Annotated in this window: 19 protein-coding genes, 4 tRNA genes and 1 pseudogene; 4 read left to right on the top strand and 20 right to left on the bottom strand. The window is 51.9% G+C overall.

Annotated elements, in window-relative coordinates; translation table 11 throughout:
- Both FDX03_RS23240 and hemY read left to right on the top strand, forming a co-directional pair.
- On the top strand, positions 1-314 hold a 314-nt coding region (locus FDX03_RS23240; protein WP_249357030.1), incomplete at its 5' end, for a uroporphyrinogen-III C-methyltransferase.
- A 2-nt stretch (positions 315-316) separates the two neighbouring features.
- The gene (gene hemY / locus FDX03_RS10235; protein ID WP_101743061.1) at positions 317-1,516 is read left to right on the top strand and encodes a protoheme IX biogenesis protein HemY; all 1,200 of its coding nucleotides are present in this window, start codon (positions 317-319) and stop codon (positions 1,514-1,516) included.
- Between the two features lie 455 nt (positions 1,517-1,971).
- Here hemY and FDX03_RS10230 read toward each other — a convergent pair.
- From FDX03_RS10230 to trxA, 20 genes are all read right to left on the bottom strand, one after another.
- A tRNA-Pro gene (locus tag FDX03_RS10230) sits at positions 1,972-2,048 on the bottom strand.
- A 41-nt stretch (positions 2,049-2,089) separates the two neighbouring features.
- Positions 2,090-2,175 (bottom strand) — tRNA-Leu (locus tag FDX03_RS10225).
- A 20-nt stretch (positions 2,176-2,195) separates the two neighbouring features.
- Positions 2,196-2,271, bottom strand: a tRNA-His gene (locus tag FDX03_RS10220).
- 57 nt (positions 2,272-2,328) lie between these two features.
- A tRNA-Arg gene (locus FDX03_RS10215) sits at positions 2,329-2,405 on the bottom strand.
- 102 nt (positions 2,406-2,507) lie between these two features.
- Positions 2,508-3,893, bottom strand: coding sequence for an amino acid permease (locus tag FDX03_RS10210; protein ID WP_048214071.1), 1,386 nt, complete (start codon positions 3,891-3,893; stop codon positions 2,508-2,510).
- A 278-nt stretch (positions 3,894-4,171) separates the two neighbouring features.
- Positions 4,172-4,912 carry a lipopolysaccharide N-acetylmannosaminouronosyltransferase gene (gene wecG / locus FDX03_RS10205; protein WP_137345891.1) on the bottom strand — a complete coding sequence of 247 codons (741 nt, stop codon included), beginning with the start codon at positions 4,910-4,912 and terminating at the stop codon, positions 4,172-4,174.
- Positions 4,912-6,267: an ECA oligosaccharide polymerase gene (gene wzyE / locus FDX03_RS10200; protein ID WP_040230069.1), complete on the bottom strand. Its 1,356-nt coding sequence runs from the start codon at positions 6,265-6,267 to the stop codon at positions 4,912-4,914. The genes wecG and wzyE overlap by 1 nt, the downstream gene beginning before the upstream one ends.
- Positions 6,264-7,343: a TDP-N-acetylfucosamine:lipid II N-acetylfucosaminyltransferase gene (locus FDX03_RS10195; RefSeq protein ID WP_137345890.1), complete on the bottom strand. Its 1,080-nt coding sequence runs from the start codon at positions 7,341-7,343 to the stop codon at positions 6,264-6,266. The genes wzyE and FDX03_RS10195 overlap by 4 nt, the downstream gene beginning before the upstream one ends.
- Entirely contained in the window at positions 7,340-8,590 is a 1,251-nt protein-coding gene (wzxE, locus tag FDX03_RS10190) for a lipid III flippase WzxE (RefSeq protein WP_137345889.1), read from the bottom strand. The genes FDX03_RS10195 and wzxE overlap by 4 nt, the downstream gene beginning before the upstream one ends.
- A 1-nt stretch (position 8,591) precedes the next feature.
- Positions 8,592-9,722, bottom strand: coding sequence for a dTDP-4-amino-4,6-dideoxygalactose transaminase (gene rffA, locus FDX03_RS10185; protein ID WP_048214066.1), 1,131 nt, complete (start codon positions 9,720-9,722; stop codon positions 8,592-8,594).
- 4 nt (positions 9,723-9,726) lie between these two features.
- Positions 9,727-10,404, bottom strand: coding sequence for a dTDP-4-amino-4,6-dideoxy-D-galactose acyltransferase (rffC, locus tag FDX03_RS10180; protein ID WP_137345888.1), 678 nt, complete (start codon positions 10,402-10,404; stop codon positions 9,727-9,729).
- Positions 10,382-11,263 (bottom strand): glucose-1-phosphate thymidylyltransferase RfbA, encoded by an 882-nt coding sequence (gene rfbA / locus FDX03_RS10175; RefSeq protein WP_137345887.1) that lies wholly within the window; start codon positions 11,261-11,263, stop codon positions 10,382-10,384. The genes rffC and rfbA overlap by 23 nt, the downstream gene beginning before the upstream one ends.
- Before the next feature lie 33 nt (positions 11,264-11,296).
- Entirely contained in the window at positions 11,297-12,364 is a 1,068-nt protein-coding gene (gene rffG, locus FDX03_RS10170; protein ID WP_101743113.1) for a dTDP-glucose 4,6-dehydratase, read from the bottom strand.
- Positions 12,364-13,626: a UDP-N-acetyl-D-mannosamine dehydrogenase gene (gene wecC / locus FDX03_RS10165; protein ID WP_048214062.1), complete on the bottom strand. Its 1,263-nt coding sequence runs from the start codon at positions 13,624-13,626 to the stop codon at positions 12,364-12,366. The genes rffG and wecC overlap by 1 nt, the downstream gene beginning before the upstream one ends.
- Complete coding sequence (gene wecB / locus FDX03_RS10160; RefSeq protein ID WP_048214061.1) at positions 13,623-14,753, bottom strand: UDP-N-acetylglucosamine 2-epimerase (non-hydrolyzing); 1,131 nt, start codon at positions 14,751-14,753, stop codon at positions 13,623-13,625. Before wecB ends, wecC begins: the two co-directional genes overlap by 4 nt.
- Positions 14,754-14,808: 55 nt before the next feature.
- The gene (wzzE, locus tag FDX03_RS10155) at positions 14,809-15,855 is read right to left on the bottom strand and encodes an ECA polysaccharide chain length modulation protein (protein ID WP_048214060.1); all 1,047 of its coding nucleotides are present in this window, start codon (positions 15,853-15,855) and stop codon (positions 14,809-14,811) included.
- Between the two features lie 12 nt (positions 15,856-15,867).
- Positions 15,868-16,971, bottom strand: a complete 1,104-nt coding sequence (wecA, locus tag FDX03_RS10150) for a UDP-N-acetylglucosamine--undecaprenyl-phosphate N-acetylglucosaminephosphotransferase (RefSeq protein WP_005133353.1) — start codon at positions 16,969-16,971, stop codon at positions 15,868-15,870.
- A gap of 239 nt (positions 16,972-17,210) precedes the next feature.
- Positions 17,211-18,470, bottom strand: coding sequence for a transcription termination factor Rho (rho, locus tag FDX03_RS10140; protein WP_002437993.1), 1,260 nt, complete (start codon positions 18,468-18,470; stop codon positions 17,211-17,213).
- Between the two features lie 78 nt (positions 18,471-18,548).
- A complete protein-coding gene (locus FDX03_RS10135; RefSeq protein WP_101743114.1) occupies positions 18,549-18,632 on the bottom strand; it encodes a rho operon leader peptide in 84 nt (27 codons plus the stop codon).
- A gap of 176 nt (positions 18,633-18,808) precedes the next feature.
- Positions 18,809-19,138: a thioredoxin TrxA gene (gene trxA / locus FDX03_RS10130; RefSeq protein ID WP_001280776.1), complete on the bottom strand. Its 330-nt coding sequence runs from the start codon at positions 19,136-19,138 to the stop codon at positions 18,809-18,811.
- A gap of 239 nt (positions 19,139-19,377) precedes the next feature.
- On the opposite strand from trxA, the gene rhlB reads away from it, so the two are divergent.
- The gene (gene rhlB, locus FDX03_RS10125; protein ID WP_048214059.1) at positions 19,378-20,646 is read left to right on the top strand and encodes an ATP-dependent RNA helicase RhlB; all 1,269 of its coding nucleotides are present in this window, start codon (positions 19,378-19,380) and stop codon (positions 20,644-20,646) included.
- An 8-nt stretch (positions 20,647-20,654) separates the two neighbouring features.
- Positions 20,655-20,722 (top strand): annotated as a pseudogene (locus FDX03_RS23235) (guanosine-3',5'-bis(diphosphate) 3'-pyrophosphohydrolase); the annotation flags it as partial.

The raw sequence follows: 20,722 nt of genomic DNA, 5'->3' as shown, positions 1-20,722 counted from the left end.
CGGCGCAAGCCGTACCTCGCCATCAGGAAGAAACATACCGCCAGGCGCTGGAAAATGTCTCCACGTGGGTTCGCGCCTATTACGACACTGACGATGCGGCGACAAAAGCGTTCCTTGAAGAGGTCGATCAACTGAGCCAGCAAAGCATCAGCATGGACGTACCGGAAACACTTCAGAGCCAGGTTATTCTTGAGAAGCTAATGCAGACTCGCGTGCGTAATTTGCTGGCCCAGCCATCCACATCACCGGCTGAAGCCGCACCTGCACCAGCACCTCAGGCAGATGCTCCGGCAGCCGCGCCGCAAGGAGAATAATGATGCTAAAAGTATTGTTGCTCTTTGTGCTGTTGATCGCCGGGATCGTCGTCGGTCCGATGATAGCCGGTCATCAGGGCTACGTGCTGATCCAGACGGATAACTACAACATCGAAACCAGCGTGACGGGTCTGGTGATCATTCTGATCGTCGCGATGGTCATTCTTTTTGCGATTGAGTGGCTGCTGCGCCGTATATTCCGTACTGGTGCGCATACCCGCGGCTGGTTCGTGGGGCGTAAACGCCGTCGTGCGCGTAAACAGACCGAGCAGGCGCTGCTTAAACTGGCAGAAGGCGACTATCAGCAGGTTGAAAAGCTGATGTCAAAAAATGCCGATCACGCAGAACAGCCGGTGGTGAATTACCTGTTGGCGGCAGAAGCGGCTCAGCAGCGTGGTGATGAAGCTCGCGCTAATCAACACCTTGAACGCGCAGCCGAACTCGCCGGAAATGATACGATCCCAGTCGAAATCGCCCGTGTTCGTTTGCAGCTGGCGCGTAATGAAAACCATGCCGCACGCCACAGCGTAGACAAACTGCTGGAAGTGACGCCACGTCATCCGGAAGTCTTGCGCCTGGCTGAACAGGCTTATATTCGCACCGGCGCATGGAGTTCTTTGCTGGATATCATTCCATCAATGGCGAAAGCGCATGTGGGTGATGACGAGCACCGTGCGATGCTGGAACAGCAGGCATGGGTGGGTCTGATGGATCAGGTTCGCGCCGATCAGGGCAGCGAGGGATTACGCGCATGGTGGAAAAACCAGAGCCGTAAGACTCGTCATCAGGTTGCCCTGCAGGTGGCGATGGCAGAACATCTGATTGAGTGTGACGATCACGATACGGCACAGCAAATCATCATCGATGGTCTGAAACGTCAGTATGACGACCGCCTGGTGCTGCCGATCCCACGTCTGAAAACCAACAACCCGGAACAGATAGAAAAAGTACTGCGCCAGCAAATTAAAGTGGTGGGCGACCGCCCGTTGCTGTGGAGTACGCTTGGTCAGTCATTGATGAAGCACGGTGAATGGCAGGAAGCTACGCTCGCCTTCCGTGCCGCGCTTAAACAACGCCCGGATGCATACGACTACGCCTGGCTTGCCGACGCACTGGACAGGCTGCATCAGCCGGAAGAAGCCGCCACCCTGCGCCGTGATGGCCTGATGTTGACACTGCAGAACAACAATCCCCCGCAGTAACTCCTGAATGCCCGGTGACGCTTTCGCTTACCGGGCCTACATATTTTTCAATCGTATACGCAAAATCATTCGAGAAGCAGCTCGAAGGATTTTGTTTATGCATAAAAAAACGCCCGCTCGGTAAGGAGCAGGCGTTAAACAGGTCTGTATGACAACATAAATGGGTGCTTCACTCAACGTTATGTCCATGGTGTTTGATGAAGCTAAAGCGACATCTGTCAGTGGACGATAAGCACCGTAAACGGCTCTGCATCATTCCTGAGTTTATGAGGCCTGATGGCGAACATAAGAGATGGAATGAGCATCTACACGCATATTATTACACAGCGTATACGGTGATTGCACTGTAAAAACCAGGGATTGCGGCTTTTTAGGACTTCATGACATTTGGGGGAGAAGAGGTACAAAAGCGAAGAACAGAAAACAAAAAACCCCGCCGAAGCGGGGTTCAAAATTGGTCGGCGAGAGAGGATTCGAACCTCCGACCCACTGGTCCCAAACCAGTTGCGCTACCAAGCTGCGCTACTCGCCGTTTTACTGCTTTTTGAATTTTTAGTTCAATTCTTTAAGTCGTGGTGCGAGGGGGGGGACTCGAACCCCCACATCCTAAGGACACTAACACCTGAAGCTAGCGCGTCTACCAATTCCGCCACCTTCGCATTTCACAACTTTAAATTAATGGGGTGGCTAATGGGATTCGAACCCACGACAACTGGAATCACAATCCAGGGCTCTACCAACTGAGCTATAGCCACCACTGCAAATCTTTTACGCGGTATTAAAACCACCGCAGCTCCGGCACCATTACTAAATGGTGCGCCCGACAGGATTCGAACCTGAGACCTCTGCCTCCGGAGGGCAGCGCTCTATCCAGCTGAGCTACGGGCGCTTAGCGCCGTTGCGGGGCTGGATATTACGGAGGTCTCGGTCTGCTGTCTAGTGCTTTTTTAAAATAAATTATCGTTTGGTCACGCTTTGTGCGTTTTGTCGCTTATTCCTGCAATTTTTGGGCTGTGCCATGACGATTCAGGCCAAAAACCTTATAAATGAGCGTCACCGCCAGTAAGAAGCCGATGCCAACAAACAGCGACATTCGGGTATCTTCATTAAAGTACATGCCGATTAATACGCAAATCAGGAACGCCATCGTCAAATAATTCGCCCACGGGAACAAAATCGAGCGGAAAGGATGACTGGCGATCGCCGCCTTATGGGCCTGACGGAAACGCAGCTGGCTTATCAGGATCACAAACCATGGCACCATCCCCGGCAGTACGCTGGCGCTATAAACATAAACGAATACACGCTGCGGGTTGGGAATGATGTAGTTCAGGCACGAACCAATCAGCAGGATGGCGATAGAAATGGCCACGCCGGCAACCGGTACGCCATGACGCGAAACTTTTCCAACAGCGGCGGGTAGTTGGCGATTCTTTGCCAGCGCATAGAGCATACGGCCACAGCTGTACATCCCGCTGTTACAGCCAGACAGCGCCGCCGTCAGGACCACAAAGTTGATAATCCCAGCGGCTGCTGTAATACCAATCCTGGCAAAAGTGAGAACGAACGGGCTGCCGTTGCTGCCAATCTCATTCCACGGGAAGATAGTGACGATAACAAAAATCGCCCCCACGTAGAAAATCAGGATACGCCACAGCACTTTACCTACCGCGCTACGCAGTGTGACCTGTGGATTTTTCGCTTCACCAGCCGTGATGCCGATCAGCTCCACGCCCTGATAGGAAGCAACAACAATACACAATGCTGTCAGGAACCCTTTCCAGCCCCCCGCGAAGAAACCGCCATGCTCGGTCAAATTGCCAAAGCCGATCGCCTGACCACCGTTACCAAAGCCGAAGAAAATAACCCCTACGCCAATGACAATCATCACAATGATGGTGGTCACTTTGATCATGGCAAACCAGAATTCGATTTCACCATACAAGCGAACTGCTGCCAGGTTTGCTAACGCAACCAGTCCAACAGCAATCAGTGCGGGTATCCATTGCGCCATTTCCGGGAACCAGAACTGCACGTAGACCCCAATGGCGGTAATCTCCGAGATCCCCACCGCCATCCACATAAACCAGTATGACCATGCGGTAAGATAGCCAAAGAAGGGGCTCATGTAGCGGTGAGCGTAAACGGCGAATGAGCCGGTGACCGGCTCCAGGAACAACATCTCCCCCATGGAACGCATGATGAAGAAGACGAACAACCCAGCGACGATATACGCCAGAAGAACCGACGGTCCCGCCCATTTCAGGGTACTGGCAGCCCCCATAAACAGTCCGACGCCAATGGTGCCCCCAAGGGCAATTAATTCGATGTGACGAGCCTCCAGCCCACGCTGTAGCTCAGGTTTGTTCTCGGCCATAGATCCTCTTGTTGTGTTTGCATCGTTTCCGGTATTACCGGTTATCGTTATGGGTACATCGTTTTTTGCCATAACAGGCCATTCAGCACCGACCACTTTACGGTTGGCGCCAAAAACACCACGGCACTGCAATGATTGTTGCGAATGGTTTCTTAAAATCGCCTAAATGGCAATTAAAGCATTCAAAAAATGAATAGATTGTGCGAGAAAGCAGCGATTATGTTGTGAATAAGTAGCGCGTTTAGCATAACGCGCTACTGAACAACGCAGAGGTGATGTCAGAGATTGCCGGTATAGTGCCAGCGGAGATAACGTAATAAACGAAGTTGGCGGGTGATACGACTCGGTTGCAGCAGCAAGCGATACAGCCACTCCAATCCCAGGCTCTGCCAGAATTTGGGCGCGCGCTTTACGTGCCCGGTAAACACATCGTAGGTGCCGCCCACGCCCATATACAGCGCATACGGATGGACCTGGCGACAGTCGCGCATAAAAATTTCTTGTTTCGGCGAACCCATCGCCACGGTAACAAGTTGTGCGCCGCTGGCATGAATACGCTCAAACAGCGCCTGACGCTGATCGGCGGTAAAATAGCCGTCCTGACTGCCAACAATATTGACGTGCCATTGTGCGCGTAGTTTTGCCTCTGTTTGCGTCAGGACATCAGGCTTACCGCCCACCAGGAATACGGGCGTTCCTTCCTTCCCGGCGCGAGCCATCAGCGCTTCCCAGAGATCGGCCCCCGCCACACGTGATACCTGCGCCTGCGGGAATTTTTTACACACGGAACGCACCACGCTGATCCCATCCGCATATTTAAACTCAGCGGCCTCGATCAACGTCCGAACCTCTGGGTTATCCTCCGCTGTCAGCATTTTTTCAGCGTTAATTGCTACCAGCGTCCCCTGCCTGAGACGTCCCCCGGCAAACAGGTAATTCAGCGCATGTTGCATATCGCGCCAGCCAATCAGTTCTAATCCGCGCAGTGAATACAGCGGCGCAGTTGTGTTATCTGTCATTACGATCCTTCAACCTGTGTCCGGGGCACCGACTTTATTCGTTTATGGATGAGTCCCGCACTATCAAACAGCCAGTACAACAATTTTGCCACCAACAGACAGATACCGAAAATCACGAGAAAAAAAACCACTCGCGAGACAAACGAATCTAACCCTTCACGTGCCAAAACGATCATATTAAAAATGGCACCGAAACAGAAACTGTGCAAAATCGCCGACTTATAGCGATTAGTTTCCCGGTTGCCTAATTCATACAACCAGTCGAACCATTTAATAATTAGGCCGACGACAATCGCGCCTAACGGTATAAACAGCGCCCCGCCCATCACCACCAGCGAACCAATTAACGTCGGCGAAATCGCCAGCCCCGAGTGGTTATTCAACACTTCCCAGGTAAAGTAGTTCGCTGAGTTGAGAACAATGCCAGGTCGCCCTGGCCACAGCCAGGAAGGGATAAAGACGTAGAAGTCACGAACGATCGGCGCCAGCCCCTGGAACTCAATATTGTGGTAATTTTGCAGCAATAGCGCCAGATTCTCCCACGGCGAGAAGGTATCGCGCGTGAGGTACAGGAAAGTATAGAACGCCTCATCACCGCTGACGTTCATCCCGTAGCGCTTCAGCGCCAGCCAGAACATCCCGACAATACCCAGGACGCCCGCCGCGGCCAGCATCCACAGCGAAATCCAGCCGCGAATAATGCCGATAAACAGGAAAATGGCAAACGCGATAATAATATTGGCGCGGGTTCCGCCAACAATCATGTACGTCAGCAACCCAAATGCAACGGTGCTCACCAGGAAGAACAACCACGCTTTGCTGTCCTGACGCAGGAAGTAGACCACCAGCATCGCCGGAATGAAGAAGTAGAAGAAGCGTTTCAGAGCCACCCCGGAGACTTCACTGGAGAAAATCTGGCTATAGGATTGCAACCTGAACAGCAGGAAACCGTTGTGCATAAAGAAAATGCCCACGCTCACCAGCGCAATCGCCATCAGGATAATCCAGGTCAAATGTGCTTCAACGCGATTGATGGTAAACAGCGGTTTGCGCGTTCTCTCCGGGCTCCGTTTCCGCAGGCGTGTTTTATAGGTCACATAGTACACTGCGTAGAAGCAGGCAGCGGACAGCAACGCCTGCAGCAAAATTTCCGGCGGGGCCACCGCCACATCAAAGCGAAATACCAGCACGCTGGTCAACGGAAAACCAAAGAAAAACGTCAATAAGAACAGCAATGAGAAAAAGACATTGAAGTTAAACCGCACGCGTCGGAATTCAAACCAGGTCAGCGTGGCGATAAACAAAGTCGAGAGCAGCCACACCACCAGCAGACCGCTGAATTGCATCAGACTCATACGGTTTCTCCTGAGGCAATGCGCAGCGCGTTATGCCACGGTTGCAGATAATTCGGGCTAAAGAAAGTAATTGCACTTTTATCAACCGATGCCAGTTGGCGCTGCGCCTCGCGTACGATACCTTCATTGAGTACATCTGTCGTAAACAGAACCGGGATGTTTTGCTCTGCCATATCCTGCCAGAATGGGTTTTCACGATTGAGCACGCACGGGATCCCCGCCTGAATCAGCAGACACAATGTACCAATCCCCTGCTGACGGGCAAAAATAAAGTAACCCAGATCGCACTGACGCAGTAGCGCCAGATAGGCATCAAACTCCAGCTTTTCACTGAGAATTTGCAGGTTATCGGCGCTAAATAACGCCAGACCCGCCTGGCGCACATCTTCAATATAGCCTGCATTATTTGCCGGGTAACCCATTGGCACAATCACGTTCACCGTGTCGCCGAACTGCTGATGGACAGCACGCAGCGCGGCAATATGCTCATTACTGCGATCGCCAGAGTTTCCGACCAGGATCGTCATTTTCCCGCGTCGCTGGCGCTCATTGCTCATATTGTTCAGCGACGGATCCATACGGGTTGGGAAATAGAGCAATTCCCCGCGAACACGCGGATGCAGCTCAGCGAAATAGCTCAGATCGCCTCGCGTGGCAAAGACACAACCCACGCGGTTTTGTGCCATTCGGCGAATCGGGTAAAACAGACGGAATTTCAGCCCACTGGAGACTTCATACAGATCGGCACCCCAAATATGCCAGTAAAACTGCTCAGGCTTAATCCCCCCGCTCAGCAATGCCAGCCACAGACTAGTATTGAACTGCCCATGAAAGAAGAAACGCTGCTGGCGATCCGTCTTAGCTTTGGCGATAACGGCCTCTGCCAGCGCCTTTTTTCCACCGTAGAAACTCAGTGATAACGCCGGGTAGCTCTCGCTAAATCCCGTATCCTGACCGGCAACCATAAACACGCGTGCGTGCTCACTTGTTGCAGCCAACGCGTCGTTGAAGAACCGCAGCACGGTTTGGTTATGGTGAGGGATATCCGATCCCAGAACGTGAATCAGTACAGTCATACCCGCCTACGCCAGAGTAAAAACACGCCACAACAAAGAGAAAAATAGACGATGTACGTTGCCATATAGGCCTGTGCCGCGCCCAGAGCACCGTGCGCGGGGATCAACCAGTGGGCAAATGCCGTCAACAAAATGAACTGGCTAATTTCGGCCAGAATATAAAACCGCAGCGAGGCCTTCGCGATCACCAGATAGCCAAATACGTAGGCACCCACTTTCAGTACATCCCCCACCAGTTGCCAGGCAAACAAATCACGCATGGCGGTGAATTTAGCGGAGAAAAGCAGCCAGATAGCAAAATCACGTAACAGCCAGACGGTAAAACTCGCGGCGGCAACTGCCGGTAATACAAATTTCAGCGATTTGATAACTTCACGCGTGATGTCGCGCTTTTCAGTCAGGCGAGACAGTGTTGGCAACAGATACACACTGAATGAAGCGGTAATAAATTGCAGGTACGCATCAGAGATACTGCTCACCCCCTGCCAAATCCCCACGTCATCCCAGCTGTATTGCGCCGCCAATAGGTTTCGCATCATCACATACGCCACGGGCAGCGTCACAGAGGTAATGAGCGCCATCAACGTAAACTTGCTTAGCTGCCCTGCCAGACCGTTATCCCACGAGGGCTTCAGGTAATGCAGAGGAATAGTGCCACGCTTAATCAGCATGATGGCTGCAGGGATAACCACCAGCGCTGGCACCAGCGCCAGCCCCAGCAAAGCACCTTCGTATCCGCCCAACCGATAGCAGCCGTAGTAGGCCACGACGCCGACCAGGCTGCCAATAATCAGCGATAGCGCATTACCTGCGGCATCGCGGAATCCTTTCATCAACGCCAGCAACAGGTTTGCCCAGGCAATCCCCATCTGTACCAGCGCAACCAGGCGTACCAGCCCCTGAAAATGCGTATGACCAAACAATCCCTGACTGATAGGCGCTGCTGCCAGCAAAAAAATCGCCGCCATCAGCGTAGAGAATCCCAACACCATTGCGGACGATGTCCCCACCACCTTACGCAACCGCGCCGGGTCATCATGGTGCTGCGCAACGTATTTCGTGACGCCGTTGAAAATCCCGGCGCCCGCCAACACGCCAAGCACGGTGACCATCTGACGGAAGTTTCCCGCCTGGCCCACACCCGCAGGGCCGAAAGAGACCGCCAGCAGTTTTACCACCAACAAACCCGCACCAATTTTTACCAGCGTACTGGTAGCCGTCCACAAGGACGCTTTAGCCAGCGACATATCAGGAGAAGTAGTTGAGTAAGGTCGTAATCACTGTGCGCTGGTTCACCAGCGACAGGTTATAAAACAGCGGCAGACGCAGCAGGCGTTCACTCTCTTTGGTGGTGTAACGATCGACTCCGGAAAACACGCCAAATTTATCGCCAGCCGGACAATCATGCAGCGGAATATAATGGAATACCGCCATAATTTCGGCTTCTTTCAGGAAGTTAATCAACGCCGTGCGATCGTCAATATCACGCAGCTTGATATAAAACATATGGGCGTTCTGCGCACAACCTTCCGGGATGGCGGGTAAATCAATACGCCCGGCACGCGCCAGTGGTTCGAGGGCATCATAATAATTCTGCCACAGCACCAGGCGCTGATGATTAATACGCTCTGCCGCTTCCAGTTGCGCCCACAGATAGGCAGCCTGGAGATCGGACATCAAATAGCTGGAGCCAATATCACGCCAGGTATATTTATCAACCTGACCGCGGAAAAATTGACTGCGATTCGTCCCCTTTTCACGGATGATTTCTGCACGTTCAACTAATTTACGGTCGTTGATCAGCGTCGCCCCGCCTTCACCGCCTGCGGTATAGTTTTTGGTTTCATGGAAGCTAAAGCAGCCAATATGCCCAATGGTCCCCAGCGCACGGCCTTTGTAGGTCGACATTACGCCCTGAGCAGCATCTTCTACCACGAACAGGTTGTATTGTGACGCCAACGCCATAATGGTATCCATTTCACAGGCAACCCCGGCGTAGTGCACCGGCACAATAGCGCGGGTTTTCTCGGTGATCGCCGCTTCAATCAGCGTTTCATCAATGTTCATGGTATCCGGGCGGATATCGACAAAGACGATTTTTGCGCCACGCAGCACGAATGCGTTCGCGGTAGATACAAATGTGTAGCTGGGCATGATGACTTCATCGCCGGGCTGGATGTCCAGCAATAATGCCGCCATCTCCAGTGATGCGGTACAGGAAGGCGTCAGCAGCACTTTCTCACTGCCAAAATGCTGCTCCAGCCATTGCTGGCAACGGCGGGTAAAACCACCATCGCCACACAGCTTGCCGCTGCTCATCGCTGACTGCATGTATTCAAGCTCGGTTCCCACCACCGGCGGTGCGTTAAATGGAATCATTTTGTCACCTGTATAACCAGTACGCGGTGCTTTCCACATTTGCACCGCTCTGTATATAACGTTTAAGCGCGGCGGTGTTGCCCATCTGGGTCGCCACCCGCAATGTTGTTTTACCGCGAGCCTGTGCCCAGCAAAGCGCAGCCTGCATGAGTTCGGCACCCGCACCACGACCAGCCAGTAAGCCAATACGTGCATCAGTATCATTGACGTCACGTAGTGAGACATAACCGCGAATCCCACCTGTCTGTGTACGAAAAATGAGGCACTGATGATCGAACGTGCCCAGCACAGCGTTTTCTATCCACTGTGCATAAAAACGCGCACTGGCCTCCACGGGATACCACGGTGCGCGGAAACGACTTTGGGCGAACGCCTCTCCTGCCAGTCGACGCAGCAGCGGAATATCCGCAGCTTGCGCCACCTGTGCACCGGGATTTTCACGGGCGCACGTTACCGGCAGAACAAAGTCCATCTCACCTTCGACCAGTGAAAAGCCCAACTGCTGTAAAGCATCTAATTCATACGTATATGCAGCAGGAATTTTTGCCTGCACCCGTTCCCAGCGCTGTAAAACTTCTGCTGTCAGGATCGGTGCGTGCGGGTCAAACCGTACGATGGCGCTATTCACGCCAAAGAACGTATTTTCCCAATCCAGAGACTCAATACTGGCGCGGACGGGCACGGAGAAGCTCCAGCAAATATTGGCCGTAGCCTGTTTTAGCCAGAGAGCTGGCGGCACGTCTAACACCTTCATCATCCAGCCAGCAATTACGCCATGCTATCTCTTCCAGGCAGGCGATTTTAAAGCCCTGACGTTTCTCCACCGTCTGCACAAACGTGCTCGCTTCAATCAGACTGTCGTGCGTACCGGTATCCAGCCAGGCAAAGCCACGGCCAAGCAATTCAACGGTCAGATTGCCATCGTCAAGGTACATCTGGTTAATGGAGGTAATTTCCAGTTCCCCACGCTCAGAAGGTTTCACGCGCTTTGCGTATTCCACTACCTTACTGTCGTAGAAATAGAGTCCTGTCACCGCCCAGTTTGATTTTGGTTCTTTCGGCTTCTCTTCCAGCGAGACTGCGCGAAAATTGTCATCAAACTCAACCACACCGAAACGCTCAGGATCCATCACCTGATAGCCAAATACCGTCGCACCTTGTGTTCTGGCAGCGACGTGGCGTAGTTTTGGACTAAATCCCTGACCAAAGAAGATATTGTCCCCAAGCACCAGACATGATGGTTCGCCGTTAAGGAACGTTTCACCAATAATGAATGCCTGTGCTAAACCATCCGGGCTGGGCTGCTCTGCATAATGCAATTCAATACCGAACTCAGAGCCATCTCCCAGCAAACGCTGGAAATACCCTTTATCTTCCGGTGTGGTAATAATGAGGATCTCGCGAATTCCCGCCAGCATCAGTACCGATAGCGGGTAATAGATCATGGGCTTATCGTAAATAGGCAATAGCTGCTTCGATACGCCGCGCGTAATGGGGTACAGGCGAGTGCCTGAGCCACCTGCCAGAATGATACCTTTCATATGATCCCTCCTCCGGGCGCCAAAACCAGGCTGTTAGCCCTTCAGGCCCAAACGCTCACCCTGGTAGCTGCCATCCTGCACGGGTTTCCACCAGGCCTCATTTGCCAGATACCATTGCACGGTTTTACGCATGCCACTTTCAAACGTTTCCTGCGGCACCCAGCCAAGTTCACGCGCAATTTTCGACGCATCAATGGCATAGCGCAGATCATGGCCTGGGCGATCTTCAACATAAGTGATCAATTCACGATACCGCATAACACCTTTTGGTTTTTGCGGTGCCAGTTCTTCCAACAAGCTGCAAATCGTTTCGACCACGTCCAGGTTTTTACGCTCGTTATGACCACCAATATTATAGGTCTCGCCAACCGCGCCTGTAGTCGCGACGCAATAGAGCGCCCGGGCATGATCTTCCACATACAGCCAGTCACGAATCTGCTGTCCGTTGCCGTACACCGGCAGAGGTTTTCCCGCCAGTGCATTGAGAATCATCAGCGGGATCAGTTTTTCCGGGAAATGGTAGGGCCCATAATTGTTGGAGCAGTTAGTCATTAACGTTGGCAGCCCGTACGTACGTAGCCAGGCACGTACCAGATGATCGCTGCTGGCCTTTGACGCGGAATAAGGACTACTCGGTGCATACGGCGTTGTTTCGGTAAAGAAATCATCCGTAGAATGCAGGTCGCCGTACACCTCGTCGGTTGATATATGGTGGAAACGAAACGCCTGCTTTTTATCATCGGCTAACACATTCCAGTATGCGCGAGCGGCTTCCAGCAACGTGTAGGTTCCGACAATATTGGTTTCAATAAATGCGGCGGGGCCATCGATAGAACGATCAACATGACTTTCTGCCGCCAGGTGCATCACGCAATCCGGCTGATACTGTTGAAACACGTTGTCGAGCGCCAGGCGATCGCAGATATCCACGTGTTCAAAGGCAAAACGGGCATTCTGTGCAACCGGCGCCAGCGACATCAGGTTTCCGGCATAGGTTAACTTATCAACCACTACCACGGCATCCCGAGTCTCATTAATGATGTGACGCACAACCGCTGAGCCAATAAATCCTGCACCACCGGTAACCAGAATTCGTTTCATTAGCGCCAGACTCCTTTGGTATCAACCACGTATTGCTGGTGAACCGCATCGCCTTTAATCGCTTTAAATTCATTATGGTCAACCAGCATCACCAGCACATCGGCGCTTGCCAGCGCATCGTCCAGTTTCGCCAGTTGGCACAGGCCATCCAGTTTTTTCGGCAACTGATGGATATTCGGTTCAACCACCAGCGTCTCGCCGCTGTGCCAGCGTGCGATACTTTGCGCCACCCCCATTGCCGGGCTTTCACGTAAATCATCAATATTCGGTTTGAACGCCAGACCAAAACAGGCAATTTTTACGTCGCTGGCACGTTTATTGGTCTCCGTCAGACAATCCGCTACAGCGGCTTTTACCCGATCGACAACCCAATGAGGCTTACTATCATTTACCTCGCGCGCGGTGCGGATCAATCTCGCCTGCTGCGGGTTCTGCGCCACAATAAACCACGGGTCGACCGCGATACAGTGCCCGCCAACACCAGGTCCAGGCTGCAAAATGTTAACCCGCGGGTGACGGTTCGCCAGACGAATCAGTTCCCAGACGTTAATCCCCTGATCGGCGCAAATCAGCGACAGTTCATTAGCAAAGGCGATATTGACATCGCGGAAGCTGTTTTCGGTCAACTTGCACATTTCTGCAGTGCGGGCGTTAGTCACCACACATTCACCTTCGAGGAAGATGTTGTACAGTTCGCTGGCGCGCATAGAACAAACGGGGGTCATTCCGCCAATCACACGGTCATTTTTAATCAGTTCAACCATTACCTGGCCTGGCAGCACGCGCTCCGGACAATAAGCAATGTTCACGTCAGCCTGTTCCCCCGCCTGCTGCGGGAAAGTCAGATCAGGGCGCATTTCTGCAAGCCATGCTGCCATCTGCTCCGTTGCCCCGACAGGTGACGTCGATTCAAGGATTACCAACGCCCCTTTTTTCAGCACCGGCGCAAGCGACTTCGCTGCGGCTTCAACATAGACCATATCGGGTTCATGCTCCCCCTTGAAGGGGGTCGGCACAGCAATCAGATAAGCGTCTGCTTCAACAGGTGTCGTAACCGCACGCAGAAAGCCATTTTCGACTGCTGTTTTCACCACAGCACCCAAATCAGGTTCAACGATGTGGATTTCACCGCGGTTAATGGTATCCACCGCATGTTGATTTACATCTACGCCAATAACATGTTTTTGACGGGAAGCAAAAGCGGCCGCCGTCGGCAGTCCGATATAACCCAGCCCAATGACAGAAATGGTCGTAAAACTCATAGCGATATCCGATTATTTTTTAACGCGTGTAAAATGCGGCCACACGCCTGCCCATCACCATACGGATTATGGGCGCGGCTCATGGTCTGATATTCATTTTCGTCATGCAGCAAGCGCGTGACTTCTGCCACAATACGCTGAGGGTCAGTCCCAACCAGACGTACTGTGCCTGCGGTAATGGCTTCTGGCCGCTCCGTTGTTTCTCGCATCACCAACACAGGTTTGCCCAAAGAAGGGGCTTCCTCCTGAATCCCGCCGGAATCGGTAAGGATAAGCCAGGCATGATTCATCAGCCAGACGAATGGCAGATAGTCCTGTGGCTCAATCAGAATCACGTTCTCAACATGACCCAAAATACGATTTACCGGCTCGCTAACGTTGGGGTTCAGGTGTACGGGATAGACAATCTGTACATTCTGATTAGCCGCGGCAATTTCCGCCAGTGCATGGCAGATTTGCTCAAAGCCGCGACCAAAGCTTTCCCGACGATGACCGGTTACCAGGATCATCTTCTTATCCGCATCCAGGAAAGGATAGCGCTCAGCCAGTTCAGCGCGCAGTGCTTCATTTCCGAGTACACGATCGCGAACCCAGATCAACGCATCAATAACCGTGTTCCCCGTGACAAAAATACGGTCATCCGGAATGGTTTCACGCAACAGGTTTTGGCGTGAATTTTCAGTTGGGGAAAAGTGATACATTGCCAGGCGCCCGGTCAGTGTACGGTTTGCCTCTTCCGGCCAGGGAGAATAGAGATCGCCAGTTCGCAACCCAGCCTCAACATGCCCCACCGGAATACGCTGATAAAACGCGGCCAGGCTGGTCGCAAGGGTTGTTGTTGTATCACCGTGGACTAGCACCACATCAGGTTTGAACTCAGCGAGGATTGGCTTTAATCCTTCCAGAATTCGACAGGTAATTTCTGTCAGTCCCTGACCTGGCTGCATAATATTGAGATCGTAGTCAGGTACGATGGAAAAGAGGTGCAATACCTGATCGAGCATCTCCCGATGCTGTGCAGTGACGCAAACTTTCGCGTCGAAATCAGGATCTTTAGCCAGCGCATGAACCAGAGGAGCCATCTTAATGGCCTCCGGTCGCGTACCAAATACAGTCAGTACTTTCACATCGATTCTCTTCGGATTGGCAGTGAGAGCCCAGCCCCTCACTGCAACGGTATTGCTAAATCGAACGGCGACGGGTTAACGCGACACCAGCACCGATCAGGGCCCCAACGATGCCCCACATAATCATCAGGAAGGCACGACGTGGGCTATCACGTTTTACCGGTTCTTCCGGCGTCCGCAAATAACGATAGGTCTGAAAACGCGGATCCAGGGTCGGTCCTACGTTCAGCGTGTTCAGCATGGCTCTGTTTTGAAAATAGTCCATATCAAAATCTGGGCCAACAGATTGCAGGTTTTCGAGTCGCGCCTGCAGCATAGGGCGTCCGAGTAAAAACAACTCAGAATCAGGCAACTCTTCAGCAGGGACATCAGTAGAAGTACGCGAAATATTATGCTGCTCAGCAATTTTGAGCGCTTGTTCAATGTTATGAACACGGCGAGAGAAAATCGATTTTGCTACCTCTTCCTGCCGTTTGACCTGCGCTTTCATTTGCACCGTCCGCGCAGCCCATGCGCCTTTCAGCTCATCGTTCAGATGACGTGCTGCACGCTGGCTGGCAAAGGCCACGTACTGGCGCAGAAGATTGTTGGCATCAGGTGCCGTTTCCGCAATAAGCTTCACGCTGTCATTGGTGTTCCGCAACGCATCACCAGGCATAAACTGAATGTTGTTGATCAGTTCATCCAGCAGCGCGGCATCGGCTTTACTGTTTCCGACCATACGCTGCTTGTAATAATCAGTCTGCTGCCAGAATTCACGACGCGTATCCCAGGAGGCAAGCTGCATGATAAATTCTTTATAGGCTTCATCCATCACCGACGGCTGGTCCGTTGATGCGAGGCTGGCCTTAATATCCAGGTTGCGCAGGAACTGTTGTTGAGAGTAATAGCCCCCCAACATATTCACCGTAGGCTTGTCTGAAATAGCCGTTGCGCTCCACTCCTGACGGGCGAAAAAAGTATAGGCGAGAGCAACAAGTGCAAATGCGAGCGCCATACCGACAATCCACACCTTCCCTGCCCATAAGGTACGAAACAACCCACGGATATCCAGTTCATTTTCAGCGCTCATGGCGTCTTCCCCCGGTAATGGTTGTGTCATCGCATCCTCAATTCACTTGGTTAAGTTTGGTTTGCCTTCACGAATTCTTCGCAGTCTGCGCTTCACTCGCTTGATAAATCTCGCCACTTTCCAGGCACGCTTGATACAGTATCCGTAGAGGCCAAATGCCATTAAAAACAGCACCAGCATGGCCCATTCCGGAACCAAACGGAAATATTCAGCCAGCACACCGATCGATGCCAGCACGGCCGCCGCCAGCGTAATCAGAACAAATGCCTGGCGGGAAGTAAACCCTGCCCGCATCACCAAATGATGAATGTGCTGGCGATCGGCTGAGAACGGGCTCATGCCCTTACGCAAACGGCGGTACATGATCGCCACCATATCCATTAACGGGATGGCGATAATCCACAGTGCGGTAACTGGGCTTATAGGATGTGTTTTGCCCTGCGTGGTTTCCAGCAGGATCCAGATGATGGTAAAACCAATCAGCGTACTGCCAGCATCACCCATGAAGACTTTATAACGGCGCCCAAGAACGCCCAGGTTCAGCAGAATATAAGGCAGAATGGCGGCGATCATCGCAAAACACCATACGGCCAGACTCGTCTGCCCATCGAACCACAGGATAAACCCCATCGCCGCGAATGAAACGCTGGACAGCCCACCTAACAGGCCGTCAATACCATCCACCATATTGAAAGCATTAATTGCCGCCCAGACGGCAAACAGCGTCAGTAAATAGCCAAACGGGCCAAGAATCATCTCCCAGGGGCCAAAAATATACCCAAGGCTAAGAAGATAGAGTTTGCCAACCGACATCATGATAATGCCGATCGCGGCCTGGATAGTTGCGCGGATTTTTACACTGATATCAAAACGATCGTCCAGCGCGCCAACCAAAACCAGCACGCCGGCACAGGCCAGATAGAGAGAAGCATGCGGGATGTAATAATCAGCAATCACAAACGTAAAGCAAATACCTGCGTAAGCCGAAATCCCCCCAACCAGCGGGATCAATCCTTGATGCCGTTTGCGAAAGTTGGGTTTATCCACTAAACCAATCTTTTTTGCGACCTTACGCGCAAAGAAAAGAAACAGTGTTGTGAATAAAAAAATACTGATGAGATCAGTGCTTACTGTCAGTAAATTCACAATGCATGCTCTCAGAGAAAATTAATAGCAGAAGTATAACCACGAAGACCTTTATTCAGAAGGGAAACCCGTCTCCATATCCGATGGTTCTGTATAATTATCAACCACAAGATACAAATTACGAATCTTTTTCAACCTGGCGGTATGTCATACCGTATTATTGTTATTGTGTCGTTAAGATTACAGGCATAAAAGCAAAACGCCACGTAAAAACGTGGCGTTTTCGGATGATGCCTGAATTATGAGCGCTTCATCATATCGAAGAAGTCATCATTAGTCTTCGTCATCGCCAGCTTGTTAATGAGGAACTCCATTGCATCAATTTCACCCATCGGATGGATGATTTTGCGCAGGATCCACATTTTCTGCAGCTCTTCCTGGGTGGTAAGCAGCTCTTCTTTACGGGTACCGGAACGATTGTAGTCGATAGCCGGGAAGACGCGTTTTTCAGCGATCTTACGAGAGAGATGCAGTTCCATGTTGCCGGTACCTTTAAACTCTTCGTAGATAACTTCATCCATTTTAGAGCCGGTATCGATAAGCGCAGTCGCGATGATGGTCAGGCTGCCGCCCTCTTCCACGTTACGTGCCGCACCGAAGAAACGCTTCGGACGGTGCAGGGCGTTGGCATCAACACCACCGGTCAGGACTTTACCGGAAGCCGGGACCACGGTGTTGTACGCACGCGCCAGACGCGTGATGGAGTCGAGCAGGATGATAACGTCTTTCTTATGTTCAACCAGACGTTTCGCCTTCTCGATTACCATTTCCGCAACCTGAACGTGGCGAGATGCGGGTTCATCAAAGGTAGAAGCCACAACTTCACCTTTAACCAGACGCTGCATCTCGGTCACTTCTTCCGGACGTTCGTCAATCAGCAGCACCATCAGCACACAGTCCGGGTGGTTGTAGGCAATGCTCTGCGCAATGTTCTGCAGCAGCATGGTTTTACCCGCTTTTGGCGGTGCCACAATCAGACCACGTTGGCCACGACCGATCGGCGATGCCAGATCCAGTACGCGCGCCGTTAAGTCCTCGGTAGAACCATTACCACGCTCCATACGCAGACGGGAGTTTGCGTGCAGCGGCGTTAAGTTTTCGAAGAGGATCTTGTTACGGGCGTTTTCCGGTTTGTCGTAGTTAACTTCGTTAACTTTCAACAGCGCAAAATAGCGTTCACCTTCTTTTGGCGGGCGAATCTTACCAGAAATGGTATCACCAGTGCGGAGGTTGAAACGGCGGATTTGGCTTGGAGAAACGTAGATGTCATCAGGACCGGCGAGGTAGGAGCTGTCTGCAGAGCGGAGGAAACCAAATCCATCCTGCAATATCTCCAGCACACCGTCACCAAAGATATCTTCGCCACTCTTTGCGTGCTGCTTCAGGATGGCAAAAATAATGTCCTGCTTGCGCATACGAGCCAGGTTTTCAAGGCCCATATTTTCGCCGAGAGTGATCAGCTCAGAAACCGGCGTATTCTTTAATTCGGTAAGATTCATAATGGTGTGAGTTCTTAAACTTGGGGTAAATCTCGAACTTAATGTTGTGAATGGTATGGCAGGGTCATCCATGCCTGTTTACGGCCATCGACTCATGTCTGTTCGCTGTCTGGTCACAGGAAAGTACGCAGAACTGAAACGACAAGACGGATTGAGTGACAAGGCCCTGAATCTGTCTACTTCTCGCACGAGAAACAACGGGAAGTATTGGATAAAGCTAGATTCAAACTTAATAAGGTATGTTTAATACGAAGTCAACACTAACTTAGCACGACTCAAGTCGGGCGTCCAGTCATCCGAATCATTTCGAAGTATGGCCGCCCGATCATGATACTTCCTTACGCTAAGTTAGCGTCGAGGAACTCTTTCAACTGACCTTTGGACAGCGCGCCGACTTTAGTCGCCGCAACTTCGCCGTTTTTAAACAGCAGAAGGGTCGGGATGCCACGAATACCATACTTCGGCGCGGTGCCTGGGTTTTGGTCAATGTTCAGTTTAGCAACCGTCAATTTGCCCTGATATTCGTCAGCGATTTCATCCAGAATCGGAGCGATCATTTTGCACGGACCGCACCACTCTGCCCAGAAATCAACGAGGATAGCTCCGTCCGCTTTGAGTACATCCGTGTCAAAACTGTCGTCAGTCAGGTGAATAATTTTATCGCTCATAATAACTCCACAGGAATAAGCCTGGTGTGTTGGTGTTTACACATCATCCTTCAAGCCGCCTTTTTGTTGGCTGTGCGCTGCGTCCTGGTCACGTACTCAATACGCTTCTTTGGACCCATTCACTTGCCATCTCGACGCATCATGAATGAATTGTGTACAGTATTAACCAACTAAAGGTTGACTTTATTTCACCGGATACGCTTTCGTAAAGCAATAGTAAGCTGATATTCTACCACACTATGAGCAAAACACATTTAACAGAACAGAAGTTTTCCGACTTCGCCCTGCACCCGAAGGTGATAGAAGCCCTTGAAAATAAAGGGTTTCATAACTGCACGCCCATTCAGGCTCTCGCGCTGCCGCTTACGCTGGCAGGCCGTGATGTTGCAGGGCAGGCGCAAACCGGTACCGGAAAAACGATGGCGTTCCTGACGTCAACGTTTCATTATCTTCTCTCTCATCCCGCGATTGACGATCGCAAGGTGAACCAACCGCGTGCGTTAATTATGGCGCCAACGCGTGAGTTAGCCGTGCAGATCCACGCCGACGCCGAGCCGCTGGCACAGACCACCGGTCTGAAATTAGGCCTGGCTTATGGCGGCGACGGTTACGACAAACAGCTGAAAGTGCTGGAAAGCGGCGTCGATATTCTTATCGGCACGACCGGTCGTCTTATCGACTACGCAAAACAGAACCATATCAACCTGGGCGCGATTCAGGTCGTGGTGCTGGATGAAGCCGATCGTATGTACGATCTGGGCTTTATCAAAGATATCCGTTGGCTGTTCCGTCGTATGCCGCCAACCACCCAACGTCTGAACATGCTGTTTTCTGCAACCCTGTCTTATCGCGTTCGCGAACTGGCGTTTGAACAAATGAATAACGCCGAGTACGTTGAAGTCGAACCGGAACAGAAGACGGGCCACCGTATTAAAGAAGAACTCTTCTATCCTTCCAACGAAGAGAAAATGCGTTTGCTGCAAACGCTGATTGAAGAAGAGTGGCCAGATCGCGCCATTGTTTTTGCTAACACCAAACATCGCTGTGAAGAGATCTGGGGCAGTCTTGCTGCTGACGGACATCGCGTAGGCCTGCTTACCGGTGACGTGGCGCAGAAAAAACGCCTGCGTATCCTTGATGAGTTCACCCGTGGCGATCTCGATATTCTCGTCGCAACCGATGTCGCGGCGCGTGGCCTGCACATCCCAGCCGTAACGCACGTGTTTAACTATGACCTGCCGGATGACTGTGAAGATTACGTCCACCGTATTGGTCGTACAGGTCGTGCAGGCGCAAGTGGTCATTCTATTAGCCTGGCTTGTGAAGAGTACGCGCTGAATTTACCTGCAATCGAGACCTACATTGGCCACTCGATTCCGGTCAGCAAGTACAACCCGGACGCGCTAATGACTGACCTGCCAAAGCCGCTGCGCATGACGCGCCCACGCCCAGGCAATGGCCCGCGTCGTACCGGTGGTGCTCCGCGTAATCGTCGTCGTTCAGGTTAACGTAAGATATGCTCACAACCACTTCGCTGTACGCCGCAATCGATTTAGGCTCGAATAGTTTTCATATGCTGGTTGT

This window comes from Citrobacter sp. wls827, from assembly GCF_005280875.1.
Taxonomy (GTDB): Bacteria; Pseudomonadota; Gammaproteobacteria; order Enterobacterales; family Enterobacteriaceae; genus Citrobacter; species Citrobacter youngae.
Note: the sequence above shows the minus strand (reverse complement) of the source record. Positions and strands in the feature narration are given on the sequence as shown.